The following is a 22,194-nucleotide window of genomic DNA, read 5'->3' on the forward strand; positions in this document are numbered from 1 at the left end:
TCGATGACATCCCGAGCGCAGCGAGGATCCTCGATCGGCGCTGCGAAAGATCCCTCGCTTTGCTCGGGATGACACCCATTTGTGGCAGGCGGCGCAGTTCTATCCCCGAGGGCCGGCGCGGCCGGTGACGAACTCCAGTGATGCTTACGTCTTACCAAGGCTGTGTCATCCCGAGCGCAGCGAGCGAGGGATCCTTGATCGGCGCCAGCCAAAGATCCCTCGCTTTGCTCGGGACACGAATGGTTGGAAGCGTGGTCTTCTTCTCGTTGGGCGGCGCGCTCCAATGAGCAAGCCTACAGCCACAAGCGCAGGCCGACGACGAAGCGCACCGCGTCGGTCGGATCGCCGGCGGCGCGGGCGAAGTCGGCGGTGCGGCCGTACTTGCCCTCGTAGGAGACGCCGATATAGGGCGCCACCTTGCGCGTGATCTCGTAGCGCAGCCTGAGGCCGGCTTCGAGGTCGGAGAGGCCGGCGCCGACCTCGCGGATGGGGTCGTCCTGCGAGTAGAAGTTCATCTCGAGCCTAGGCTGCAGGATCAGACGCTGGGTGAGCAGCAGGTCGTAGCTGCCCTCGAGCCGTGCCGCGAGCCGCCCGTCGCCGCCGACATAGCCGGTCGCCGCGACATGGAAGAAGAGCGGGGCCAGTCCCTCGACGCCGAACGCGACCCATCCGCGGCCCGGCCTGGAATCGAGGTCGTAGCGCGCGCCGATCTGGGCGTCGAAGTAGGTGCTGACGGCGCGGCTGAAGAAGAGCTCCTGCCGGCCGTCGTCGAGCAGGCCGTTGGTGAGAGTGCCCTCGCTCTTCAGCCAGAAGCGGTTCTCGTCGGTGCCGCCCCACGCCTCGCCCTCCCAGCGGAAGCTCTGGTCGCTGCCGAACCGGCCTTCCAGCTCGTCGAGCAGGGCGTGATAGAAGACGTGCCGGTCCATCACCGGCATGCCGAACGGCGCCGCCTCGTGCGTCTGTGCCCGCGCCGGAACGGAGAGGGCGGCCAGGGCCAGCGCCGCCAGCGCGGCCGTGCAGCGCCGCGTCATGCCACCAGCACCGTGCGGAACATGCCCGCTTCCATGTGATAGAGCAGGTGGCAGTGGAAGGCCCAGTGGCCGGGCACATCGGCGGTGAAGACGAAGCTCATGCGTTCGGCCGGCTTCACGTTCACCGTGTGCTTGAGCGGCAGGCGATCGCCCCGACCGTTCTCGATCTCGAACAGATAGCCGTGCAGATGGATCGGATGCTCCATCATCGTGTCGTTGATCAGCACGAAGCGGATGCGCTCGCCCAGCGCCACGCGGATCGGTCCGGCCTGCGAGAACTTCTTGCCGTCGAAGCCCCACAGGAAGCGCTCCATGTTGCCGGTGAGATGGAATTCCAGCGCGCGCGTGGGCGGCAGGCTCCGGCGATGCGGCCGCCGGGCTTCGAGGTCGCGATAGGTGAGGTTGCGCCGGCCATTGCCGTCGAGGCCGATGCCGGCCTCGCCCAGCCTGTCCCTGGTCTGCATCGCGACATTGTCGACCCCGGCCTGCCCGGCGAGCGTGCCGGGATCGATGCCGTCGGCGTTGCTGGTCGGGATATTGTCGCCGGGTTTCGCGCCGTGCGACATGGCATCGTGCGATGGAGGGGCCATCATCGTCATGTGGTGCTTGTGCTCCTCCGGCGTCATCTTGCTCATATCCATGCCGCCCATATCCATGCCGCCCTTGTCCACGGCAGGCGTGCTCTTCATGTCATGGTTCATGCCCATGTCGGCCATGGTGCGCAGCGGCCGGGGATCCATCGGCGGGATCGGCGCGGCAAGGCCCTCGCGGACGGCCAGCGTGCCACGGGCATAGCCGCTGCGGTCCTGCGCCTGGGCGAAGATGGTGCAGGCGTCCTGCCGCGGCGTCACGATCACGTCGTAGGTCTCGGCGACGCCGATGCGGAACTCCTCGATCTCGACCGGCTCGACATCGGAGCCGTCGGCCTGCACGACGGTCATCGTGAGGCCGGGGATGCGCACGTCGAAGGTGGTCATCGACGCGCCGTTGATGAAGCGCAGGCGCACCTTCTCCCCGGGCGTGAACAGGCCGGTCCAGTTCCGGGCCGGCGGCTGGCCGTTCATCAGGAAGGTGTAGGTGGCGCCCGACACGTCCATGAGGTCGGTCGGGCTCATGCGCATCTTGCCCCACATCAGCCGGTCGTCGATCGTGGCGCCGAGCCCGTCGCGCCGGGCATCCTTCGCGAAGGTGCCGAGCGTGCGCTGGTTGTAGTTGTAGTAGTCGCTCTGCTGCTTGAGGTTGGACAGGACCGTCATCGGGTCCTCGTCGGTCCAGTCCGACAGCATCACGACATGGTCGCGCTGGTAGCTGTAGGGTTCCCTGCCGCGCGGCTCGAGGATCAGGGGGCCGTAGAGGCCGGTCTGCTCCTGCATGCCGCTGTGGCTGTGGTACCAGTAGGTGCCGGCCTGCCGCACCGGGAAGCGGTAGGTGAAGGTCTCGCCCGGCATGATGCCGCGGAAGGTGAGGCCCGGCACGCCGTCCATCGGATTGGGCAGCAGGATGCCGTGCCAGTGGATCGAGGTCGGCTCGTCGAGCCGGTTGGTGACGTTCAGCGTGACCGTGTCGCCCTCGCGCAGGCGCAGGATCGGTCCCGGAACCAGGCCGTTCACCGCCGTCGCGATGCGGGCGCGGCCGGTGAAGTCGACAGGGGTCGGCCCGATCGCGAGATCGATGCGGTCGCCGCGCAACATCGCGAGCGGCGCAGCGGCGCGCGTGCGGGATGCACCCAGCGCCGCAAGTCCCGTCGTCAAAGCAAGCCCTTCGACGAAGCGTCGCCGTCCGAGCAGTTCAACCTTGTCCATCACGACCTCCTCGCCCTATACGCGCGCCTCCCGCCGATCCCTCTTCATGTCTTTCGCCCCTGGCGGGGACGAGGAGAAAGAGCTGCAGCCAGGCGCGCACGCGCCCGGGCGAGGCGCATCTCGACGGCCTTCGGGGTGGTCGCGAGCATCGCCGCGGTCTCCTTGTGGCTGAGGCCGCTCACGGTCGTGAGCAGCAGCGGTTCCTTGTAGAGCGCCGGCAAGTCGGCGATGGCGCGGTCGAGCCGGGCGAGGCGCCGGTCGAGCACGGCCGCCGCGTCGCGCTCGGCATCGACCTGCACCGTCGTGCGCTCGTCGGCGGTCTCACGGGCGAAGGCGCGCAGGAAGAGCCGGCGCACCGTCCGCCGCCGGCCCGCATCGCGGCACTTGTTGAGCGTGATGGTGCGCAGCCAGGGCGCGAAGGGCCGCGACGGATCGTAGCGCCCGAGGGCGAGCCAGGCCGACAGAAAGGCCTCCTGCAGGACGTCGTAGCCCTCGTCGGCCGAGCCGAGGTAGCGCCGCACGAAGCCGTAAAGGGCGTCCTTGTGGCGACGCACGAGCGTGTCGAAGGCGGCGCGGTCGCCCGTCCCGGCGCGCGCGGCAAGGGCCTCGTCGCTCTCGGGATCGTCCGCCGTCACGAAGGCGCGGCGCCCAGCGCCTTCGACACCTTGTCGTCGAAGTCGCGCGCCTGCTCGGGCGTCAGCAGCGCCCGGATCGCCAGCACGTGCCGGATGGTCTTCTCCTGCAGCGCGCTCATCGCCGCGTGCAGCCGCTCCACCGCCTCCCTTGCCTGCGCATCGTAGCTGTGGCGCTCGGTGATCGCCGCCGCGAGCTCGCGGTTGGCCGCGCGCATCTTCGCCTGCAGGTCGGCGCGGTCCGTGGCCAGATCGGCCTCGAGCTTGCGGATCGCGCGGTCCTGCTCGGCGGTCAAGTGAAGATCGTGATGGATGACGGCGTCGAGGTCGGCTGTGCCATCGCCACGGTCGAGCCCGTACTGGACGCCGGCCCAGCCTGCGGCCGCCGCGGCGATCACCGTCACGACGAGCATGACGAGGAAGGTGCGCCAGGGGTTCTTCATCGGTGGCCGCCGAGCAGGAGCGAGGAGGGCGCCAGCCGCTCGCCCGGCATCATCAGCGCGGCATGCCGCGCCTCGGCTGGATGGGCCGAGTAGGCGAAGCCCGCGCCCGCGCTTCCGACCACGGCCGCGAGCATCACTGCAGCCTGCCACGCCGCCACGCGCCGCGTCGTCCGCCGGCGCGCCTGCAGCGCCGCTTCCCGGCGCCAGATATCGGCCTCCAGGCGGCCGAGATCGGGGCTGCGCTCCCGTTCGACCAGCCTGGCGATGTCGTCGTCGATCATGCGGGCTCCTTGTTCCCTGCCTATATACGCGATGGCACGGCACTTCCCTCCAGAGGGATCGGGCCTCCAGAGGGATCGGGCGCATCCCTGCGTATCGAACTCGGAACAGGAGATCGGAGGATCAGGCCATGGCGGCAAGGCGCATCTTTCCAAGATGGGGGCTGGGCCTGATCGTGCTGGCGATCGTATGCGTCGGCGGCATCACGCTGTTCGTCCAGTCGGGCCTGTACGATGTCGCGGCCGACGCGCCGCATTCCGAGCCGGTCCTGCACCTGCTCGATGCCGTGCGGGCGCGGTCGGTCGCGGTTCGGGCCGAAGATGTGGTTCGCCCCGCCGATCTCGACGATCCGAAGCGGGTCGCGGCGGGCGCCGGGCTGTATGCCGAGATGTGCAGCGGCTGCCATCTCGCGCCCGGTATGCAGCCCACCGAGATCAGCCAGGGCCTCTATCCCCGCCCGCCGCTGCTCACCCGACCGGCCGGCTTCACGCCCGAGCAGGAATTCTGGGTGATCAAGCACGGCATCAAGATGTCGGGCATGGCGGCCTGGGGCCCGACGCACAGCGACGAGCTGATCTGGGACATGGTGGCCTTCATCGACAAGCTGCCCTCGCTCTCCGCCGCCGACTACCAGGCAGCGATCAAGGAGGCCGGCCAGGCGCACGAACACATGATGCAGGACGACGACAGCGATCACGGCCATGAGCAGCCGCACTGAAAGGGCTTCTGCCGGCGTCCGCATCTCACGAGCGCAACCGGAGTTGCGTGCGCTCCTGAGTGCTCATCCGAGCGCGCCCCTCCAATGGCGCTCAAGGTCGGGCAAGGGAACCTGAAACCGGACCGACCGTTGGCGCGCTGACAGGAGTGGCCATGGCGCCAGCGCGCATCTCATCGGCAACGGCGTCGCCTGCCTTCGTCTTCGTGCTGACGATGGGGATGGTGAATCTCTTCGCCGACATGACCTACGAGGGCGGCGGGGCGATGAACGGGCAGTTCATGGGCTCGCTTGGCGCCGGCGCCGCGGCCGTCGCCATCACCGCCGGGCTCGGCGAGTTCCTGGGCTACGCCCTGCGCTCGGTCGCGGGCGGAATCGCCGACCGGACGGGTCGATACTGGCTGGTCACCTTCGTGGGCTATGCGCTCAACCTGTTCGCCGTGCCGGCAATGGCGCTGGCCGGCAACTGGTACGTGGCGGCCGGCCTGATCTTCGCCGAACGCATCGGCCGTGCGCTGCGCAAGCCGACCGTCGAGGCCATGCTCTCCTACACGACGGCCCGGTACGGGCGCGGCTGGGTCTATGCCGTCAACACTGCGCTCGACGAAACAGGGGCGACTCTGGGCCCGCTCCTGGTCGGGGCCGTGCTGATGCTGAAGGGCGACTATCGCACCGGATACGCGCTGCTCCTCGTATCGAGCGTGCTCGCGATTGGCTTCCTGGCGGCGGCGCGCCTGAAATTCCCGCTGCCGTCGCGCCTCGAGGAAGGGCCGACCGCGACGGCGCGCGGCTTCGGCTGCGCCTACTATCTCTACATGGCGGCCGGCGCCTGCTTCGCGGCGGGTCTCCTGAGCTACGAGCTGGTCGCCTATCACCTGTCCACGACCGGCGCCGTTGCCGCGCCCTGGATCCCGCTGCTGCTGGCGCTGTCGACCGCCTGCGGCGTGGTCGCCAATGTGGCGCTGGGCCGACTCTACGATCGCGCGCCGCTTGCGACCCTGCTCGCGGCCGTGGGGCTGTCGTCGCTGTTCACGCCCTTTGCCTTCGCGGGCGGGCTGGCGCCGCTCCTGATCGCGATGGCGCTGTGGGGCGTGGGCTATGCGACGCAGGACACGCTGCTCAAGGCCGTGGTGGCCGGCCTGCTGCCGGAAGGCCGGCGCAATCTCGCCTTCGGCCTCTTCTATACGGGCTATGGCGTCGGCTGGCTCGTCGGCAGCATCGCGACCGGCCTGCTCTACGACCGATCGTGGCTGGCGCTCGTGATCTTCGCCGTCGCCGCGCAGCTCGCGTCGCTGCCGCTGTTCGTGATCGCGCGGAGGCACGAGGCTGCTCACGCGACATAGCGACGCCGCCGAAGGTCGGGTTCACGTCGGGCCCGGCCGCTCCTTGCCGGGCCGTGTCCCGTTGCGCTGCGATTCGACCGATGCGAGCGGGCTCAGATGAAGCCAGGCCTTGAGCGCGCGCACCCTGCCTGTGTCGCCGTGGGCTTCCAGCCGGCCCGACGACAATGCATGCGACAACGTCAGGTCGCCGCGCACCAGACGGATCATGTCGGGCAAGGTGCAAGCCAGGTAGAGATCGGTGTCGAATCCGGGGTCTTCCACGCATAGCTCGACCGCGTCGTTCTCGTTGAGGAACCACCAGACGCGCTTGCCGGCCGGCTGATCCGTGAGCTCGAGCCGCACGATCGTGCGCCCTGCGCCGAACGCGCCGGCGTAGACACTGCGCTCGAGGGCCCAGATGAGCAGGCCGAGATCGATCTCCGCAGCCGCGAGCTGGCGTCGTGTCCAGCGCTGCCCCCACACGCCCAGAGCGTCGATCACGGGAACGAATTCCCGGCCGGCGGGGGTCAGGTGATAGGTCGACGTCCTGGCGTTGCATGCCGGCCTGCGCTCGACGATACCCTCCGCCTCGAGCTGCTTGAGGCGACGCGACAGCAATGTGGGCGACATGAGCGGGACGCCGCGCTGCAGCTCCGAAAATCGCGTCGCGCCCCACGCGAGATCGCGAATGACGAGCGGCGTCCATCTCTCGCAGAACAGCTCGGCGGCTTTGGCGACGGGGCAAAACTGGCCGTATCCTTTCATGATTCGCCTCCTCTGCCTTGGGCACCCGGCCTCGAGGAAATGCCGGACTCCATTCTATGGAGTTGTCGGACTGCCGAAAGGTCATCAGCTTTTGCCGGCCAGGGCGGATTTCGTCGGAGCGGACGGCGTCGGCCAAGTACGCCAGCCGCAAATGCAGGAGAGGGGCGTCATGGATCGGGCGCAGCAGGGCCAGGTCAGCCGGAGCGCAGCGGACATCTATGAGGAATTCTTCGTGCCGGCGCTCTTTCGTCGACCGGCCGAACACGTGGTGAGACGCGCGGCCGTGCGCCGCGGGCAGCAGGTGATCGATGTCGCCTGCGGGACCGGCGTGCTGGCGCGGCAGGTCGCGCCGCTCGTGGGCGCTGCCGGGAAGGTGGTCGGCCTCGACCGGAACGAGGGGATGCTGGCGGTGGCGAGGCGCCTCGCGCCCGGCGTCGATTGGCGGCTCGGCCTGGCGGAGGCGCTGCCGTTCGCCGATCGGAGCTTCGATCATGTCTTCTGTCAGTTTGGCCTCATGTTCTTCGACGACCGTGCGGCTGCCCTGCGGGAGATGCATCGGGTGGCGAGGCCGGGCGGGCAGGTGCGCGTGGCAGTGTGGGACGTGCTGGGCCGCTCGCCGGGCTATGCCGCGATGGTTGCCCTGCTGGATCGACTGTTCGGCTCTCGGGTGGCCGACGCGCTGCGGGCGCCATTCGCACTCGGCGACCCCGATGCGCTGCACGACACGGTCTCGAACGCCGGCCTGGAGGAGGCAGATCTCGAGACGTTCGATGTCATGGCGCGGTTCCCGTCCCTCGAAGCCTGGGTGCGCACCGACATAAAGGGATGGACGCTGGCCGATATGATCGACGACGACCAGTATCGACTCCTTCTCGCCGAGGCGCGCAAGGCGCTTGCCGGCTTCGAGCTCGGCGACGGGTCGGTGGCGTTCAGCGCGCCGGCGCGCCTTCTGACGATCGCCGCCTAGCGGGACCGACGGAAACGGATCCGGCGGAAGCCGGTCTCGCTCACGCGATCGCGCCGAGCGTCGCCGCCGCCAGCGCGCCCAGGATCACGACCAGCCAGGGTGGCATCTTCCATGGCCCGAGCAGCAGCAGCGCCACGACCGCGATGGCGAAGTCGCCGGCGCCGTGGATCGCGCTGGTCCAGACGGGGTTGTAGAGCGCCGCCAGCAGCAGCCCCACCACCGCGGCGTTGACGCCCTTCAGCACCGACCGCATCATCGGATGCGTGCGGATCCAGTTCCAGAAGGGCAGCGGGCCGATGGCGAGGAAGAAGGCCGGCAGGAAGATCGCGGCGAGGCAGAAGAGTCCGCCGGTCCAGCCGTTGGGCGGCGGCCCCATCACCGTGCCGAGATAGGCGGAGAAGGTGAAGAGCGGCCCCGGCACCGCCTGGGCGGCGCCATAGCCCGCGAGAAAGGCGTCGTTGCCGACCCAGCCCGGCTGCACGGTGGCGGCCTGCAGCAACGGCAGCACGACGTGGCCGCCGCCGAATACCAGCGCGCCCGAGCGGTAGAAGGCGTCGAACAGCGCGACCAGGTGACTGCCGGTCGAGGCGGCGGCCAGCGGCAAAGCGACCAGCAGGCCAAAGAAGAGCACGATCGCCGCGATCGACCAGCCCCTGGCGAGGCGCAAGGGCAGCGGATTGAGCGCGATCGTCTCGCCCGGCAGCAGCCGCCAGCCGATCAGCCCGCCCAGCACGATCGCGCCCACCTGGCCCGGCGTCGAGGGAAGGGCGAGCACGAGCACGGTGGCGGCGGCCGCGATCGCCAGCCGCTCGCGGTCGGGGCAGAGGGTGCGCGCCATGTTCCACACCGCCTGGGCCACCACCGCCACAGCGACGATCTTGAGGCCGTGCAGCCAGGCGGCGCCCGCGAGATCGCCCAGCGCGTCCACGCCGTAGCCGAAGGCGATCAGCGCCAGCGCCGAGGGCATGGTGAAGCCGAGCCACGCCGCCAGCGCGCCCGGAATGCCGCCGCGCAGCACACCGATCATGATGCCGACCTTGCTGCTGGCCGGTCCCGGCAGCATCTGGCTCAGCGCCACGATGTCGGCGTAGTGGTCCTCGCCCAGCCAGCGCCGCCGCTCGACGAACTCGGCGCGGAAGAAGCCGAGATGCGCCACCGGCCCGCCGAAGCTGGTGAGCCCGAGCCGCAGGAAGGCGAGGAAGACGGTCCAGAGGGAATCCCTCATGTCACGAGGTTGGCGTCGCGGCTGAGTCGCCACCGGCCATCCGCCTCCTTGCGCAGCAGGGTGAGAGTGTAGCCGGACCGCCGGACCGCGTTGCCGTCCGGCCGCGTCATGGTGATCTCGACATGGTTGCGGATATAGGCCCAGCCCCCGAGCACCTGAAGCTCGACGATCTCGCTCGTGCCGTCCAGCTTCACGCCGTTCATGCTCTTGGCGGCGGCGGCGAACGCGTCCTTACCGAACGGCTGCCGGCCCGGAACCATGAAGACGACGTCGTCGGTCATCAGGCCGAGCACGGCGGCGATGTCGCCGCTCCTGCTCGCGCTCATCCAGGTCTCGACGACCTCACGGATTGCCTTTTCGTCTTCGGTCATCGTGGAAACTCCCTTCTCATAGGAGCGTGCCTTCAACAAGAACTTCCGTGTCATCCCGAGCGACAGCGAGGGATCCTTGATCGGCGCCGCAAAAGATCCCTCGCTACGCTCGGGATGACACGGAACTTTTTTCGCTAAGGGCGCGCTCCTATGACTCCTGGTTCAGGTGATCGCGTTGGGTCGTGCCGGCATAGGCACGGCGGAAGCGGCCGCGGCGCTGCAGCTCGGGCACGACCAAATCCACGAACTCCTCGATGGCGCCCGGCGTATAGATCGGCGAGAGCATGAAGCCGTCGCCGCCCACCGCATCGAAATAGGCCTCGAGCTGGTCGGCGACCTCGGCCGGCGTGCCCACCATCTGCGGCAGGCCGACACTCTGGCCGTGGTTGCGCGCCACCTGTTCGAGCGTCAGCAACTCGCCGGTCATGGTGCGATAGCGCGTCTGCATGCGCTGCAGCCGGGGCTCGGTGCGATGCGCCATGATCGTGTCGAGCGGCAGGGTCGAGAGATCGAAGTCGAGATGGCCCGACAGGATCGCCAGCCCGCCCTCCAGCGGCACCAGCGCATTGTGCTCGGCCTGCTTGTCCTCGGCCTCGGCGCGCGAGCGGCCGACGATCGGCTGCACGCCGAACAGAAGCTTCACGGCGTCGGGCCGTCGGCCGGCCTCGACCGCGGCGCGCTTGATGTCGTCGCGCAGTTCCTTCGCGCCCGCGAGGTTGGGCTGGATGGCGAACACGGCGTCGGCGTAGCGGGCGGCGAAGTCGCGACCCTTGCCGGAGGTGCCGGCCTGCAGGATCGCCGGTCCGTTCTGCGGCGAGCGCACGACATTGAGCGGCCCGCGCGATCTGAAATAGCGGCCCTCGTGCTCGATGCGATGGACCTTGGCGGGATCGGCGAAGATGCCGGCGGCGCGGTCCATGACGACCGCATCCTCGTCCCAGCTCTCCCACAGCTTGCGGCAGACCTGGATGAATTCGTGCGCGCGGTCGTAGCGGTCGTCGGTGGGCTTGTAGTCCTCGCCGTAGTTGGCGGCCTGGTTGTGGTTGAGCGCGGTCACGACGTTCCAGGCCGCGCGCCCGCGCGTCAGGTGATCGAGCGTGGCCCACAGCCGCGCGGCATGGAACGGATGCTGGTGGCTCACCGAGTAGGTGGCGCCGAGCCCGATGCGCTCGGTGACGGCGGCCATGAAGGAGAGGAGCGGGATGGGATCGTGCTCGGGCGCCTGCGTGGCGTTGCGCAGCGCTGGCGCCAGCGAGCCCGTGTAGGTGTCGGAGATGTAGTTGAGGTCGGCGAAGAATACCATGTCGAACAGGCCGCGCTCGCAGACACGCGCGATGTGCTGGTAAAGCTCGGGCCGCTTCCAGTCGTAGCCGGCGGCGGCGGTGCGCGGATGTCGCCACATGGCGAGGCTGTGATAGGTCGGGCTGTGACACAGGAACTGCGCCAGGTGCATGGTCGCCTTGCGCATGCCGCTTTCTCCTCGCGTTCGAGGCGGCGATCATGGCGCTTTGACCGCAGGCGGCAACTCCGATAGCGTGGCTGCAACGATGGGGATGGGGTCCCCCGACAACCGCCTTGAAGGGCTGATGACTCCTGCCGGACGCTGGAACGCGGTAGGAGAGCCCATGACCGGATGTCGCCGAACGCTTGTCGAAATGGCCGCGCCGTAGGATGCCGTCGCCGTCGGAATGGCTGACGGACGCTCTCCTGGTGGCGCTGGGCGCGGCCGTCGGGACGCCCGCACGCTTCTTCGTCTCGGGGCTGGTCGCGCGAAGGCTGGGCGAGACCTTTCCCTGGGGCACGCTGGTCGTGAACGTCACGGGTTGCGGCGTCATGGGCGTGGTCGGCTGCCTGGCGACGCTGCGTGGCCTGCCGGGCGATTCGGCCTTCTGGCTGATCGTGGCCACCGGCTTTCTCGGCTCCTATACCACCGTCTCCTCCTTCGCCTTGCAGACGCGGGCGCTGGTGCGCGACGGCGAGAGGCGGCTGGCGCTGGGCTACGTCGTCCTGTCGCTGCTGCTGTGCCTCGGCGCCGTCGCCGGCGGCTTCGCGGTCGGGCAGGTGCTCCTCGCGGGCGGGGCGCCATGAGGCGCTGGACCGCCTTCACCAGCGGGCTCGCGCTCTACGCGGCCGTGATCGCAGGCGGCATCTTCGGCAGCCTGATGCGCTGGGTGGTGGCGCTCGTCCTGCCGCAGACGCTCGCCGACCTGCCGTGGCCGACGCTGTTTGCGAATATCGGCGGATGCTTCATCATCGGATTCTTCGCCGCGCTGACCGCACCCGACGGACGGCTGTTCGCCGGGCCGCGCACGCGGCAGTTCGTGATGACCGGGCTGTGCGGCGGCTACACCACCTTCTCGACATTCAGCCTCGAGGCGCTTCACCTTTTCGCCGATGGCCATCTTCGCCGCGCCGTGGCCTACATCGTCGTTTCGCTCGTGTCCTGGTTCATCGCCGTCTGGTTCGGCGACGCGCTGGCCGAGCGCCTCAATCGGTAACGGGGTCCCTCCATGCAACTTCCCAAGCAAGCGCAGCTCCTGCGGATCTTCATCGGCGAGGACGATCGTCACGACGGCAAGCCGCTCTACGAGGCGATCGTGCTGAAGGCGCGCGAGCTGCACGTCGCCGGCGCGACCGTGCTGCGCGGCGGGCTGGGCTTCGGCCATTCGAGTCGCCTGCACAGCGCCAAGATCCTGCGCCTCTCCGGCGACCTGCCGCTTGTCGTCGAGATCGTCGACAGCCCGCAGAGGATCGCCGATTTCCTCCCCGTGCTCGACACCATGATGAGCGCGAGCAGTGGCCTCGTGACTCTCGAGAACGTGCAGGTCCTGCAATACGGCACCGAGACGGCCGAGTAGGGCGTTTGGCGAGGTCCGTACAGTGCTGCACGGTCTATCCTGGAAACCGATCGGTGGCCCATGGTACGCAAAGGTGCGGAGGAAGCCCGTAACCAGCTTCCGGACCTTCTCGCGGCAGCAGAGAAGGGACGGTCGACCATTATCACCGGACATGGCCGGCCGATCGCGGCGCTGGTGCCGATCGAATCGTATGGCTTGGCAGCCCGTCAGCAGCCGCTGCTTCCGGTCGCCGGCTCCGGCCGCGGCTTGTGGCGCAAGGGCAGGGCGCATTCGCTCCGCGAGCTCCGTGACGAGTGGAGCCGTTAGACTTCTCCGATCTCGCGGACGGTGCGCTTGTCCTCATGGATTCGGCGCCGATCATCTACGTTCTCGAGGCGCATCCCCGATTCGGGCCGCGCTTCAGGCCCCTTTTCGAGGCACATGCCCGCGGGCGGCTGCGCTTTGCGGTGACGACGGTTTCAATCGCTGAAGTGCCGGCTGGCCCCCTGGAGGCGGGGGACGAGGCGCTGGCACGACGCTATCGTTCGATTCTCGAGTCGTCGCAGCCAGTCACGCTCGATATCGACATCGCGGAAAGCGCCGCCAGATTGCGGGCCTCCCTCGGGCTCAAGCTGGCGGATGCCGTACCGGCAGCGAGCGCTCTTGCGATCAATGCGGCAGCGCTGGCGACGCACGACCGCGATTTCTCTCGCGTGCACTCTCTGCGCATCCTGTCCTGACTCGCACCAATCGCACGCCACAAGTCTTGACCTCGGGCGGCGGCGCAACCATCTCCCCACTGCCGGCCGTGGCGAACGAGACTTCGGGAGAGCAAGGACAGCGACGTGGCGCGCAGCGTTTTTCTCAGATCCCTGGCCGTCGTCCTCACCCTTGCACTGCCGGCTTCGGCGCTGCCGGCGTCGTCCTCGTTGGCGGCCGGTCCCGATGACGAAGCCGACGACATGCTCGCCGCCCTGGCGTCGCAAGGCGGGCCGCTTGCCGCGGGGAAGATCGTGGCGATCAACCGCGATGCCCGTCAGATCGAGATCGAGCACGCGCCGATCGCGGAATTCTACCTGCAGCGCATGACGATGATCTTCAAGGTCGCCGATCCCGGCCTTCTTTACGGCCTGGCGCCCGGCGACAAGATCCGCTTCCGTCTCGAGCGCGACGGCAAGAGCTACGTCGTCACTCGCATCGAGCACAGCAATTGAGGGTGTTGCCGCGGACTTCGTTTCATCCCGAGCGGAGCGAGGGATCTTTGGCTGGCGCTGATAAAGGATCCCTCGCATTCGCTCGGGATGACACGACACTGGTCGTCTGCTCTTGCGTCTTGTTGGTGGCGCGCTCCCTTGCTCGCTCATGGGAGCGCGCAACGCCAGTGGCGCTCATGCCTATAACCGGAAACGGCCGGTCCTGCGAAGGGGCTGGCCGTTCTGGGTTTGCGTTCGATTTTCTTACCTACCCCAGCGCGGCGCAGGCGCGCTGGATGCGGCGGCCGGCTTCTTCGAGGAGCTCGGTCGCGGTGGCGTAGGAGATGCGGAAGGCCGGGCCCTGGCCGAAGGCCGAGCCTTGCACCACCGAAAGGCCCTCGGCCTCCAGCAGGTAGTTCACGAAGTCGGTGTCGTTGGCGATCGTCCTGCCGTCGGGCGTCTTCTTGCCGATCGTGCCGGCACACGACGGGTACACGTAGAACGCGCCCTCCGGCCTGGGACACTTGAGGCCCTTGGACTGGTTCAGCATCGACACGATGAGATCGCGCCGCTGCTTGAAGACGGCGACGTTCCTCGGGATGAAGTCGGTCGGGCCGTTCAGCGCCGCGACCGACGCCGCCTGGCTGATCGAGCTCGCATTCGACGTGCTCTGACTCTGCACCGTGATCATGGCGTCTATCAGCTTCTGCGGCCCCGCCGCATAGCCGATGCGCCAGCCGGTCATGTTGTAGGCCTTGGAGACGCCGTTCATGGTGAGCGTGCGGTCGTAGAGCCGTGGCTCGACTTGCGCCGGCGTCGCGAACTCGAAGTCGTCGTAGACCAGCTTCTCGTACATGTCGTCGGTCAGCACATGGACCTGCGGATGCTTCAGCAGCACGTCGCAGAGCGCGCGCAGGTCGGTATGGGTGTAGGCCGCGCCCGTGGGGTTGCTGGGCGAGTTCAGGATCAGCCACTTGGTGCGGGGCGTGATGGCGCGCTCCAGCGCCTCGGGCCTGAGCTTGAAGCCTTGCGATTCGGGGCAATCCACGATCACTGGCGTGCCGTCGGCCACCAGCACCATCTCGGGATAGGAAACCCAGTAAGGCGCGGGGATGATCACCTCGTCGCCCGGATTGAGCGTGGCGAGCATGGCGTTGAAGATGATCTGCTTGCCGCCCGAGGTGACGACGGTCTGCGACGGCTTGTAGTCGAGCCCGTGGTCGCGCTTCATCTTGCCGACGATCGCCTGGCGCAGCGCCGGCGTGCCGGCGACGGCGGTGTACTTGGTGTCGTTGTTGCGGATCGCAGCGATCGCCGCCTCCTTGATGTGGTCGGGCGTCGGGAAATCGGGCTCGCCCGCGGCGAGGCCGATCACGTCCTTGCCCGCCGCTTTCATCTCCAGGAACTTGCCTTGCGCGGCATTGGTCGGAGAGGGCTTGATACGGCCAAGACGGTCGGCAATGAACGCCATAACGACAGACGCCTCCTTTCAGGCGGGTTTTGCGCGGGCGCGAAGCTACTGGCGCTGCCCGGTGACCGCAAGGCGGGAAGGGGGATAAGGGACGATTTCTCGTAGGCTCGCGCCGTACCGGCCCTAGGGTCGGCTCACCCTTTCTGCGGATAGATTGTCTCGCCGCGAGCCAGCATGGCGACAAACTTTTCGATTCTTGCCGCGCGCGTCTTCTCCGTCTTCGCGGTGCGGATGCGGTAGAGGATGGCGTACCGGTTAGCGCCCTTCAGCGTCGCGAAGAACGCCTTGGCCGTGGGTTTGGCATCGAGTGCTTTCTCGAGGTCATCCGGCACGTCGGCCCTGCTCTGGGGCGCGTAGGCGGCGTCCCATCGACCGTCCGCCTTCGCGCGATCGATCTCGGCCTGTCCCGCAGGCTTCATCTTTCCCGCCGCGACCAAGCGAAGTGCCGTGTCTCGGTTGATCTGCGACCATCGGCTCTTCCGCCCGCGCGGCGTGAAGCGGACCAGCCAGAAGACGTCGTCGAACCGGTCGAGTTGGCCGTCGATCCAGCCGACGCACAGCGCGGCCTCGATCGCGTCTGTTTTGGCGATCGTGGGTTTGCGGTTGGTCTTCTTCGCGAGCTTCATCCATATGCCCGATGAGCGCGCGCCGTTGCTGGTGAGCCATTTCTCCCAGGCGGCCCGATCGGCGAACGTTTGGATCGGCAGTCCCTTGTGCTCGGCCATCTTCATCCTCGTGAACGCGCCTGATATCTGATGTACTCAATCATTCAACACCACTGTCATCCTGAGCGCAGCGAAGGATCTAACGTTTATTCCCAGGGCGTTCTTTGGGGCGAGCGCGAGGTCCTTCGCTACGCTCAGGACGACAGGGGAGTCCAGTTCCATATTGGGTTGTTCCTCGAGCGGAGGGCAGGATGGCCGAAACGGCTGCGGCTTACATGGTGGGAACCCTGCAGCGGGCGGGGGTGAAGCGGGTCTACGGCGTCGTCGGCGATTCGCTGAACGGCTTCACCGACGCGCTGCGCAAGACCGGGACCCTCGAATGGGTCCATGTGCGGCACGAGGAAGGCGCCGCCTTCGCCGCCGGCGCCGAGGCGCATCTCACCGGCGAGCTGGCGGTCTGCGCCGGAAGCTGCGGGCCCGGCAACCTGCACCTCATCAACGGGCTGTTCGACTGCCACCGAAGCCGCGTGCCGGTGCTCGCCATCGCCGCCCATATCCCCTCGAGCGAGATCGGCATCGACTACTTCCAGGCGACGCATCCCGAGAGCCTGTTCAAGGAATGCAGCCACTATGTCGAGCTGGTCTCCAATCCCGACCAGCTTCCGCAGATCCTGCTGCGCGCGATCAAGGTCGCGATCGCGCGGCGCGGCGTGGCCGTGGTGGTGATCCCGGGCGACGTCGCTCTTCGGCAGATCGAGGCCGAGGTGCCGCGGTGGCTCGCGCCGGCGCGGCCGCTGCTGCGGCCGACCGACGAGGAGCTGGGAAAGCTCGCGGCGCTGCTGAACGAAGGCCGCCGGATTACGATGCTCTGCGGCGCGGGCTGCGCCGGCGCGCATGCCGAGGTCGTGGCGCTGGCCGGCCGGCTCAAGGCGCCGATCGTCCACGCTTTCCGTGGCAAGGAGCATCTCGAATACGACAATCCCTACGACGTCGGCATGACCGGCCTCGTGGGCTTCGCCTCGGGCTATGCGGCGATGAAGGAGTGCGACACGCTCCTGCTGCTGGGCACCGACTTTCCCTATCGCAACTTCTATCCCGAGGGCGCGGCCGTGGCGCAAGTCGACGTGCGGCCGGAGGCGCTCGGCAACCGCTGCCCGATCGCGCTCGGTCTGCTGGGCGATGTCGGCGAGACGCTGAAGTCGCTGCTGCCCATGGTCGACGAGAAGACGGATACCGGCTTTATCGACGCCGCGCTGCGCCACTACCGGAAGGCGCGACAGGATCTCGACGCCCTGGCCGAGAGCGGGCCGGGGAGCGGCATCATCCATCCGCAGTACGTCACGCGGCTGGTGAGCGAGCTGGCGGCCGACGACGCTGTCTTCACCTGCGATGTCGGCACGCCCGTCGTCTGGGCCGCGCGCTATCTCCGGATGAACGGCCGGCGCCGCCTGGTCGGCTCGTTCAACCATGGCTCGATGGCCAATGCAATGCTGCAGGCGATCGGCGCGCAGGCGGCCGACCGCCGCCGCCAGGTCGTATCGCTGTCCGGCGACGGCGGCTTCACCATGATGATGGGCGACTTCATCACGTTGAAGCAGATGGGCCTCGACGTGAAGGTCGTGGTCCTGAACAACGGCACGCTGGGCTTCGTCGAGATGGAGATGAAGGCGAGCGGCTTCCTAGACACCGGCTGCGACCTCGACAATCCGAATTTCGCTGCCATGGCCGAGGCGATGGGCATCAAGGGCGTGCGGGTCGAGAAGCCGCAGGACCTGAAGGCGGGCCTCGCCGCGGCGTTCGCGCATGAGGGGCCGGCGCTGGTCGATGTCGTGAGCGCGCGGCAGGAGCTCGCGATGCCGCCCCGGGCGACCGCCGAGCAGGCCTACAATTTCGGCATGTTCACGCTCAAGGCCGTGCTCGACGGCCGCGCCCGCCAGCTGATCGACCTCGCGAAGGTGAATCTGGTGCGGTGATATCAGGGGAGCGTCACTCCAGCGGCGCTGCCTCGATCCAGCACCTCGTCATCCTGAGGCGGCCGCCCCTCATGCTTCGGGGTAGACTCAACGGCCGTCTCGAAGGGTGGGCAGCAGACGAGGTGCTCGTTGCCACCCTTCGAGACGCATCGCTGCGTGATGCTCCTCAGAGTGAAGTGATCTGACTCCACCATTGCGGACACCGCTTTAGTTAGCGCGTCGCGTAGTCGATCGTGGCGAGGCCGAACAGGATCAGGAGCCAGACGCCGGCCCCCAGGGCGAACACCCGGATCAGGCCCTGCTCGCTGCGAAGCTGCATGAAGAACCAGAAGATCAGGGCCGCCTTGGCGAAGGCGATGCTGAGACTGACCACGATGCTGGCCGTTCCCGTCAGCACGAAGCTGGCGCCGACCGTGAGCGCCAGAAAGGCCAGCAGGGCGCCCCAGACTCCGGCCAGACGCCATTGCACCGTGCTCATGGCCGTCACCTCGCGAGATAGAGAACGGGATAGAGGAACACCCAGATGGCGTCGACCAGATGCCAGTAGAGCCCGGCGTTCTCGACCACGATCGAGCGGCGTGGCAGGCGGAGCCTGTCGATGCCGGCCAGCGCCGCCACACCCGACAGCAGCACGACGCCGACCGTCACATGGAGGGCGTGCAGGGCCGTCGCGATCAGGTAGAGGTTCATGAAGAGATGGTCGATCCGGCCGGCGAAGCGGCCCGGGTCGTCGAAGCCGGGCAGCACTCCGTCGGCATATTCGAGGCTGTACTCGAAGGCCTTGATGGCGAGGAAGGCAACCCCCAGGGCGGCCGCGATCGCGAGCAGGATCACGACCAGCCGCCGCTCCGCCGCGCGCGCGGCATGGACGGCCACCGCCACGGCGAGGCTCGAGGTCAGCAGCACCGCCGTATTGAGGGCGCCGATCCAGACGTGCAGGCTCTTCGAGGCTTCGACGACTTCGTGCGGATGGACGACGCGGATCACGAGGGCGGCGGCGAACAGGCCGCCGAACAGCATGATCTCGCTGCCGAGAAAGATGTACATGCCCATGAGGCCGGCGGCGCGCTGCTGCTCGGCATCGACATAGGGGCCGCTCACGTAGGAGGGGTCAGCCATGCTGGCCCTGCCTTTCGACCGGATAGTCGTAGGGCGGACCGTCGACGGTCGGCGTGGTCTCGAAATTGTGCTTGGGCGGCGGCGAGGGAACGGTCCATTCGAGGCCGGTCGCGCCCCAGGGATTGGGCCCGGCCGCGTCGCCGTAGCGGAACGACCAGAAGAGATAGAGGAAGGGCAGCAGGTAGGTGACGGCGAGGATGCTGGCGCCGGTCGAGGAGAAAACGTTCAGCACATGGAACTCGGGCGGATAGTGGTGATAGCGCCGCGGCATGCCGAGATAGCCCAGGACGAACTGCGGGAAGAAGGTCAGGTTGAAACCGAGGAAGATCATCAGCGCGGTGAGCCGACCCCAGACCAGCGGATAGAGCCGGCCGGTGATCTTGGGCCACCAGTAGTGCAGCGCGCCGAAATAGGCGGCCACGGTGCCGCCCACCATGATGTAGTGGAAATGGGCGATCACGAAGTAGGTGTCGTGCACATGCACGTCGACCGCCAGCATGGCGAGGATCAGCCCGGTGAGCCCGCCCACCACGAACAGGCCGATGAACGACGCGGCGAAAAGGAACGGCGGGTCGATCGCGATGTGGCCTTTGTAGAGCGTCGCGGTCCAGTTGTAGACCTTGATCCCCGACGGCACCGCGACTGCGAGGCTCAGGAACGAGAAGACGGCGCTGGCATAAATCGACTGGCCGGAGACGAACATGTGGTGTCCCCACACCAGGAAGCCGATGGCGGCAATGGCGATCGAGCAGCCGGCCACGAATCTGTAGCCGAAGACGGGCTTGCGCGCGGCGGCGGCGACCAGCTCGCTCACGACGCCGAGCGCCGGCAGCACCATGATGTAGACGGCGGGATGGCTGTAGAACCAGAAAAGGTGCTGGTAGAGGAGCGGATCGCCGCCCAGCGCTGGATTGAAGATGCCGACGCCGAACAGCCGCTCGGCCGCGATCAGAGCGAGCGTGATCGCCAGCACCGGGGTCGCCAGCACGAGGATCAGGGCGGTCGCGTAGTGCGACCAGACGAACAGCGGCAGCCGGCCCCAGGTCATGCCGGGGCAGCGCAGCTTGTGCACGGTCACGATGAAGTTGAGGCCGGTCAGGATCGAGGAGAAGCCGACGATGAAGACGGCGGTCGCTGCCAGCACGACCTTGCCGTTGGCGAACATCGAGGAGAGCGGCGTGTAGAAGGTCCAGCCGGTGTCGACGCCGCCCGAGATCAGTACGTAGACCGTGAACAGCCCGCCCAGGATGTAGATGTACCAGCTGGCGAGGTTCAGCCGCGGGAAGGCCATGTCGCGCGCCCCGATCATGATCGGGATCAGGAAGTTGCCGAAGGTGTTGGGGATCGAGGGAATGAGGAAGAACCACACCATGATTACGCCGTGCAGCGTGAAGGCGCGATTGTAGCCCTCGTTGGTCAGGATCAGGCCGTTCGGCTCCAGCAGATCGATGCGGATGAGGGCCGCCGCGGCACCGCCGATGAAGAAGAAGATCGTCACCGAGGCGAGGTAGAGGAGCGCGATGCGCTTGTGGTCGGTGGTGAAGAACCACGACCGCAGGCTGTTGCCGGCGCGCAGGTAGCTGGTGCGCTGGGCCGGCGTCTCCGACAGGCCGCGATCGTCGAGATTGTCGCGATCGGGGCCGGCTTTGAGGGTCCGAATGCTCATCGAGGGGCCTCCCGCGGTTCGCCGCCAAGGGACTTGATGTAGGCCACCAGCTTCAGGACATCGGCTTCGCTCAGCACATTGCGGAAGGTCGGCATGATGTGCGGATAGCCGGCCGCGATCTGCGACTGCGGCAGCAGGATGCTGTCGCGGATGTACTGCTCGTCGGCGATCACCGTCTGGCCGTTCTCCAGCGGCACCGGCTTGCCGAACAGGCCGTCGAGCGACGGCGCCTTCACCGTGGCGGAAGGGCCGTGGCAACCGCTGCAGCCGCGACTGCGGAACAGCGTCGCGCCCTGCGCCGCCAGCGACTGGTCGACCCCGGCCTGCTCGAGCCAGCGCGCATAGGCGGCATCGCTCAGCACGTAGACATGGCCGCCCATCAGCGAGTGGTCGGCGCCGCAGAACTGCGAGCAGCGCAGGGGATAGGTGCCCTGCTTGTCGGCCGTGAACCAGAGGCTGGTGTAACGGCCGGGCACGACATCCTGCTTGAGGCGCAGGGCGGGAATGAACAGGCTGTGAATGACGTCCTGCGACGCCATCGTCAGCCGGACCGGCTTGTCGACCGGGATGTGCAGGTCGTTGATCTCGCGCTGGCCGCCCGGATGCTGGAACTTCCACATCCATTGCTTGGCGACGACCTGCACCTCGAGCGCTCCCGGTGGCGCGCGATGGATGTCGAAATAAAGCCGCGTCGCCCAGACATAGAAGATCAGCAGGAGCAGGAAGGGAACGATCGCCCAGGAAAGCTCCAGTGCCATGTTGTGGTCGACACGGTGGGCGCGATTGGCGGCGCGGCCGCGCCGATATTTAACCGCAAACACCAGCATCAGGACGAAGACCGGCGCCGACAGCAGCACTACGAGCACAACGACCGCGATGGTGAGGTGATCGACCTCGGCGGCGTAGCCCGAGGCCTGTGCCGGCCAGAGCGGGAAGTGGCTCATGGCGCATCGCGCTGCAGGCGGCGACGCTCGCGCAGGATGGCAAGGCCGATCAGGCCGCCGGCCGCCACGACCGTGATCGCGCCGCCGATGCGCAGCGCCGTCCAGATCAGCGAGCCGTAGCGGCCGGTCTGCGGGTCGTAGTGGTAGCAGAGCAGCAGGAGCTGATCGCCCCAGGTGCCGATCTTGCCGTTGCCGGCCTCGGTCAGCGCGAGCCTGAGATCGACCGGGTCGGGGGCGATGCCGTAGAGCCAGCGCGACAGGCGTCCGTCCGGCGTCAGCACGGCGACCGCGGCGATATGGGCGTATTGCTGCAGATCGTCGTCCCAGCCGTAGCGATAGCCCAGCCGGTCGGTAATGGATTTGATATCGCGTTCGGTGCCCGTGAACCCCAGGATGCCATGCCGCAAGGACGGGAACGACTGGCGCAGCTTATCGAGCGACTGCCGCGCGTCGGCCGGGCCCTCGCGCGGATCGATGCCGAAGGCGACGATGGTGAAATCCCGACCGGCCACGAATTTCTGGCCGGCGGCCGTCTGCGCCAGTCCGGCAAGCGTCAGACCGCAGATATTCGGGCAGCGATGGACGACGGGCGCCAGAACGATCGGCTTGCCGTGGCCCGCCTGGCGCAACGTTGTCGGCCTGCCGCTTTCGTCCTGGAAGGCGAGGTCGAGCGGCAGCGTGGCGCCTGCCCGGCGATCGATGCCCGTGGCCTGGAAGGCGTCGAACGCGAGCGCGCTCCCGCAGGTCGACAGGACGACGATGAAGGCCATCAGC

The 22,194-nt window shown here is 67.8% G+C and carries 26 protein-coding genes and 1 riboswitch; of the genes, 10 read left to right on the forward strand and 16 right to left on the reverse strand.

Annotated elements, in window-relative coordinates; all coding sequences use genetic code 11:
• Positions 1 to 293: 293 nt before the first annotated feature.
• From OJF58_RS18495 to OJF58_RS18515, 5 genes are read right to left on the reverse strand one after another with little or no spacing between them, the layout of a single operon-like run.
• The gene (locus tag OJF58_RS18495) at positions 294 to 1,031 is read right to left on the reverse strand and encodes a copper resistance protein B (RefSeq protein WP_300779190.1); all 738 of its coding nucleotides are present in this window, start codon (positions 1,029 to 1,031) and stop codon (positions 294 to 296) included.
• Positions 1,028 to 2,833, reverse strand: a complete 1,806-nt coding sequence (locus OJF58_RS18500; RefSeq protein WP_300779191.1) for a copper resistance system multicopper oxidase — start codon at positions 2,831 to 2,833, stop codon at positions 1,028 to 1,030. The genes OJF58_RS18495 and OJF58_RS18500 overlap by 4 nt, the downstream gene beginning before the upstream one ends.
• Before the next feature lie 44 nt (positions 2,834 to 2,877).
• Positions 2,878 to 3,468: an RNA polymerase sigma factor gene (locus OJF58_RS18505; RefSeq protein ID WP_300779192.1), complete on the reverse strand. Its 591-nt coding sequence runs from the start codon at positions 3,466 to 3,468 to the stop codon at positions 2,878 to 2,880.
• On the reverse strand, positions 3,465 to 3,908 hold the full coding sequence (locus tag OJF58_RS18510; RefSeq protein WP_300779193.1) for a periplasmic heavy metal sensor: 444 nt from the start codon (positions 3,906 to 3,908) through the stop codon (positions 3,465 to 3,467). The genes OJF58_RS18505 and OJF58_RS18510 overlap by 4 nt, the downstream gene beginning before the upstream one ends.
• Positions 3,905 to 4,189 (reverse strand): hypothetical protein, encoded by a 285-nt coding sequence (locus tag OJF58_RS18515; RefSeq protein WP_300779195.1) that lies wholly within the window; start codon positions 4,187 to 4,189, stop codon positions 3,905 to 3,907. The genes OJF58_RS18510 and OJF58_RS18515 overlap by 4 nt, the downstream gene beginning before the upstream one ends.
• A 128-nt stretch (positions 4,190 to 4,317) precedes the next feature.
• On the opposite strand from OJF58_RS18515, the gene OJF58_RS18520 reads away from it, so the two are divergent.
• Positions 4,318 to 4,905 (forward strand): c-type cytochrome, encoded by a 588-nt coding sequence (locus tag OJF58_RS18520; protein ID WP_300779196.1) that lies wholly within the window; start codon positions 4,318 to 4,320, stop codon positions 4,903 to 4,905.
• A gap of 152 nt (positions 4,906 to 5,057) precedes the next feature.
• A complete protein-coding gene (locus OJF58_RS18525) occupies positions 5,058 to 6,245 on the forward strand; it encodes an MFS transporter (protein WP_300779198.1) in 1,188 nt (395 codons plus the stop codon).
• 21 nt (positions 6,246 to 6,266) lie between these two features.
• Here OJF58_RS18525 and OJF58_RS18530 read toward each other — a convergent pair whose 3' ends face one another.
• Entirely contained in the window at positions 6,267 to 6,989 is a 723-nt protein-coding gene (locus OJF58_RS18530) for a winged helix-turn-helix transcriptional regulator (protein ID WP_300779199.1), read from the reverse strand.
• A gap of 169 nt (positions 6,990 to 7,158) precedes the next feature.
• Between OJF58_RS18530 and OJF58_RS18535 the strand changes: the two genes are divergently transcribed.
• On the forward strand, positions 7,159 to 7,956 hold the full coding sequence (locus tag OJF58_RS18535) for a class I SAM-dependent methyltransferase (protein WP_300779201.1): 798 nt from the start codon (positions 7,159 to 7,161) through the stop codon (positions 7,954 to 7,956).
• Between the two features lie 40 nt (positions 7,957 to 7,996).
• Here the strand turns inward: OJF58_RS18535 and chrA are convergent, their stop codons facing one another.
• The 3 genes from chrA to OJF58_RS18550 form a co-directional block, all read right to left on the reverse strand.
• Positions 7,997 to 9,181 (reverse strand): chromate efflux transporter, encoded by a 1,185-nt coding sequence (gene chrA, locus OJF58_RS18540; RefSeq protein WP_300779202.1) that lies wholly within the window; start codon positions 9,179 to 9,181, stop codon positions 7,997 to 7,999.
• Positions 9,178 to 9,552, reverse strand: coding sequence for an SgcJ/EcaC family oxidoreductase (locus OJF58_RS18545; protein ID WP_300779204.1), 375 nt, complete (start codon positions 9,550 to 9,552; stop codon positions 9,178 to 9,180). The genes chrA and OJF58_RS18545 overlap by 4 nt, the downstream gene beginning before the upstream one ends.
• A gap of 148 nt (positions 9,553 to 9,700) precedes the next feature.
• Complete coding sequence (locus OJF58_RS18550; protein WP_300779205.1) at positions 9,701 to 11,020, reverse strand: LLM class flavin-dependent oxidoreductase; 1,320 nt, start codon at positions 11,018 to 11,020, stop codon at positions 9,701 to 9,703.
• A gap of 72 nt (positions 11,021 to 11,092) precedes the next feature.
• Positions 11,093 to 11,155, forward strand: a riboswitch (Fluoride riboswitch).
• 68 nt (positions 11,156 to 11,223) lie between these two features.
• On the opposite strand from OJF58_RS18550, the gene crcB (OJF58_RS18555) reads away from it, so the two are divergent.
• The 6 genes from crcB (OJF58_RS18555) (at position 11,224) to OJF58_RS18575 (ending at position 13,603) form a co-directional block, all read left to right on the forward strand.
• The gene (crcB, locus tag OJF58_RS18555) at positions 11,224 to 11,640 is read left to right on the forward strand and encodes a fluoride efflux transporter CrcB (RefSeq protein WP_300779206.1); all 417 of its coding nucleotides are present in this window, start codon (positions 11,224 to 11,226) and stop codon (positions 11,638 to 11,640) included.
• On the forward strand, positions 11,637 to 12,050 hold the full coding sequence (gene crcB, locus OJF58_RS18560; protein WP_300779208.1) for a fluoride efflux transporter CrcB: 414 nt from the start codon (positions 11,637 to 11,639) through the stop codon (positions 12,048 to 12,050). The genes crcB (OJF58_RS18555) and crcB (OJF58_RS18560) overlap by 4 nt, the downstream gene beginning before the upstream one ends.
• A 12-nt stretch (positions 12,051 to 12,062) precedes the next feature.
• Positions 12,063 to 12,410, forward strand: coding sequence for a DUF190 domain-containing protein (locus OJF58_RS18565; RefSeq protein ID WP_300779209.1), 348 nt, complete (start codon positions 12,063 to 12,065; stop codon positions 12,408 to 12,410).
• A gap of 60 nt (positions 12,411 to 12,470) precedes the next feature.
• Complete coding sequence (locus OJF58_RS27170) at positions 12,471 to 12,716, forward strand: type II toxin-antitoxin system prevent-host-death family antitoxin (RefSeq protein WP_366526781.1); 246 nt, start codon at positions 12,471 to 12,473, stop codon at positions 12,714 to 12,716.
• A gap of 35 nt (positions 12,717 to 12,751) precedes the next feature.
• Complete coding sequence (locus OJF58_RS18570; protein ID WP_300779211.1) at positions 12,752 to 13,129, forward strand: PIN domain-containing protein; 378 nt, start codon at positions 12,752 to 12,754, stop codon at positions 13,127 to 13,129.
• Between the two features lie 105 nt (positions 13,130 to 13,234).
• Positions 13,235 to 13,603, forward strand: a complete 369-nt coding sequence (locus OJF58_RS18575) for a copper-binding protein (RefSeq protein WP_300779212.1) — start codon at positions 13,235 to 13,237, stop codon at positions 13,601 to 13,603.
• A 247-nt stretch (positions 13,604 to 13,850) separates the two neighbouring features.
• Here OJF58_RS18575 and OJF58_RS18580 read toward each other — a convergent pair whose 3' ends face one another.
• Positions 13,851 to 15,053 (reverse strand): pyridoxal phosphate-dependent aminotransferase, encoded by a 1,203-nt coding sequence (locus OJF58_RS18580; protein WP_300779213.1) that lies wholly within the window; start codon positions 15,051 to 15,053, stop codon positions 13,851 to 13,853.
• Between the two features lie 134 nt (positions 15,054 to 15,187).
• Positions 15,188 to 15,778: a YdeI/OmpD-associated family protein gene (locus tag OJF58_RS18585; RefSeq protein ID WP_300779215.1), complete on the reverse strand. Its 591-nt coding sequence runs from the start codon at positions 15,776 to 15,778 to the stop codon at positions 15,188 to 15,190.
• A gap of 191 nt (positions 15,779 to 15,969) precedes the next feature.
• Between OJF58_RS18585 and poxB the strand changes: the two genes are divergently transcribed.
• Positions 15,970 to 17,691 carry a ubiquinone-dependent pyruvate dehydrogenase gene (gene poxB / locus OJF58_RS18590; protein ID WP_300779216.1) on the forward strand — a complete coding sequence of 574 codons (1,722 nt, stop codon included), beginning with the start codon at positions 15,970 to 15,972 and terminating at the stop codon, positions 17,689 to 17,691.
• A gap of 211 nt (positions 17,692 to 17,902) precedes the next feature.
• Here poxB and OJF58_RS18595 read toward each other — a convergent pair whose 3' ends face one another.
• The 5 genes from OJF58_RS18595 to OJF58_RS18615 are packed head-to-tail and all read right to left on the reverse strand — an operon-like array spanning position 17,903 to position 22,190.
• Positions 17,903 to 18,169: a cytochrome C oxidase subunit IV family protein gene (locus OJF58_RS18595; RefSeq protein ID WP_300779217.1), complete on the reverse strand. Its 267-nt coding sequence runs from the start codon at positions 18,167 to 18,169 to the stop codon at positions 17,903 to 17,905.
• Positions 18,170 to 18,174: 5 nt separating this feature from the next.
• Entirely contained in the window at positions 18,175 to 18,810 is a 636-nt protein-coding gene (locus OJF58_RS18600; RefSeq protein ID WP_300779218.1) for a cytochrome c oxidase subunit 3, read from the reverse strand.
• A complete protein-coding gene (locus OJF58_RS18605) occupies positions 18,803 to 20,476 on the reverse strand; it encodes a cbb3-type cytochrome c oxidase subunit I (RefSeq protein WP_300779219.1) in 1,674 nt (557 codons plus the stop codon). Before OJF58_RS18605 ends, OJF58_RS18600 begins: the two co-directional genes overlap by 8 nt.
• The gene (gene coxB, locus OJF58_RS18610; protein WP_300779220.1) at positions 20,473 to 21,420 is read right to left on the reverse strand and encodes a cytochrome c oxidase subunit II; all 948 of its coding nucleotides are present in this window, start codon (positions 21,418 to 21,420) and stop codon (positions 20,473 to 20,475) included. Before coxB ends, OJF58_RS18605 begins: the two co-directional genes overlap by 4 nt.
• Positions 21,417 to 22,190 carry an SCO family protein gene (locus OJF58_RS18615; RefSeq protein WP_300779222.1) on the reverse strand — a complete coding sequence of 258 codons (774 nt, stop codon included), beginning with the start codon at positions 22,188 to 22,190 and terminating at the stop codon, positions 21,417 to 21,419. Before OJF58_RS18615 ends, coxB begins: the two co-directional genes overlap by 4 nt.
• Positions 22,191 to 22,194 lie beyond the last annotated feature (4 nt).

This window comes from Enhydrobacter sp. (assembly GCF_030246845.1).
Lineage (GTDB): Bacteria > Pseudomonadota > Alphaproteobacteria > Reyranellales > Reyranellaceae > Reyranella.

Bases quoted from the DNA above. Each gene is read 5' to 3' on its own strand.
- OJF58_RS18550 (WP_300779205.1), bottom strand. From the start codon at position 11,020: ATGCGCAAGGCGACCATGCACCTGGCGCAGTTCCTGTGTCACAGCCCG.
- OJF58_RS18545 (WP_300779204.1), bottom strand. From the start codon at position 9,552: ATGACCGAAGACGAAAAGGCAATCCGTGAGGTCGTCGAGACCTGGATG.
- crcB (WP_300779208.1), top strand. From the start codon at position 11,637: ATGAGGCGCTGGACCGCCTTCACCAGCGGGCTCGCGCTCTACGCGGCC.
- OJF58_RS18515 (WP_300779195.1), bottom strand. From the start codon at position 4,189: ATGATCGACGACGACATCGCCAGGCTGGTCGAACGGGAGCGCAGCCCC.
- OJF58_RS18580 (WP_300779213.1), bottom strand. From the start codon at position 15,053: ATGGCGTTCATTGCCGACCGTCTTGGCCGTATCAAGCCCTCTCCGACC.
- OJF58_RS18530 (WP_300779199.1), bottom strand. From the start codon at position 6,989: ATGAAAGGATACGGCCAGTTTTGCCCCGTCGCCAAAGCCGCCGAGCTG.
- OJF58_RS18585 (WP_300779215.1), bottom strand. From the start codon at position 15,778: ATGGCCGAGCACAAGGGACTGCCGATCCAAACGTTCGCCGATCGGGCC.
- OJF58_RS18605 (WP_300779219.1), bottom strand. From the start codon at position 20,476: ATGAGCATTCGGACCCTCAAAGCCGGCCCCGATCGCGACAATCTCGAC.
- OJF58_RS18510 (WP_300779193.1), bottom strand. From the start codon at position 3,908: ATGAAGAACCCCTGGCGCACCTTCCTCGTCATGCTCGTCGTGACGGTG.
- chrA (WP_300779202.1), bottom strand. From the start codon at position 9,181: ATGAGGGATTCCCTCTGGACCGTCTTCCTCGCCTTCCTGCGGCTCGGG.
- OJF58_RS18570 (WP_300779211.1), top strand. From the start codon at position 12,752: ATGGATTCGGCGCCGATCATCTACGTTCTCGAGGCGCATCCCCGATTC.
- OJF58_RS18600 (WP_300779218.1), bottom strand. From the start codon at position 18,810: ATGGCTGACCCCTCCTACGTGAGCGGCCCCTATGTCGATGCCGAGCAG.
- OJF58_RS18615 (WP_300779222.1), bottom strand. From the start codon at position 22,190: ATGGCCTTCATCGTCGTCCTGTCGACCTGCGGGAGCGCGCTCGCGTTC.
- crcB (WP_300779206.1), top strand. From the start codon at position 11,224: ATGCCGTCGCCGTCGGAATGGCTGACGGACGCTCTCCTGGTGGCGCTG.
- OJF58_RS18520 (WP_300779196.1), top strand. From the start codon at position 4,318: ATGGCGGCAAGGCGCATCTTTCCAAGATGGGGGCTGGGCCTGATCGTG.
- OJF58_RS27170 (WP_366526781.1), top strand. From the start codon at position 12,471: ATGGTACGCAAAGGTGCGGAGGAAGCCCGTAACCAGCTTCCGGACCTT.
- poxB (WP_300779216.1), top strand. From the start codon at position 15,970: ATGGCCGAAACGGCTGCGGCTTACATGGTGGGAACCCTGCAGCGGGCG.
- coxB (WP_300779220.1), bottom strand. From the start codon at position 21,420: ATGAGCCACTTCCCGCTCTGGCCGGCACAGGCCTCGGGCTACGCCGCC.
- OJF58_RS18535 (WP_300779201.1), top strand. From the start codon at position 7,159: ATGGATCGGGCGCAGCAGGGCCAGGTCAGCCGGAGCGCAGCGGACATC.
- OJF58_RS18525 (WP_300779198.1), top strand. From the start codon at position 5,058: ATGGCGCCAGCGCGCATCTCATCGGCAACGGCGTCGCCTGCCTTCGTC.
- OJF58_RS18500 (WP_300779191.1), bottom strand. From the start codon at position 2,833: ATGGACAAGGTTGAACTGCTCGGACGGCGACGCTTCGTCGAAGGGCTT.
- OJF58_RS18565 (WP_300779209.1), top strand. From the start codon at position 12,063: ATGCAACTTCCCAAGCAAGCGCAGCTCCTGCGGATCTTCATCGGCGAG.
- OJF58_RS18495 (WP_300779190.1), bottom strand. From the start codon at position 1,031: ATGACGCGGCGCTGCACGGCCGCGCTGGCGGCGCTGGCCCTGGCCGCC.
- OJF58_RS18595 (WP_300779217.1), bottom strand. From the start codon at position 18,169: ATGAGCACGGTGCAATGGCGTCTGGCCGGAGTCTGGGGCGCCCTGCTG.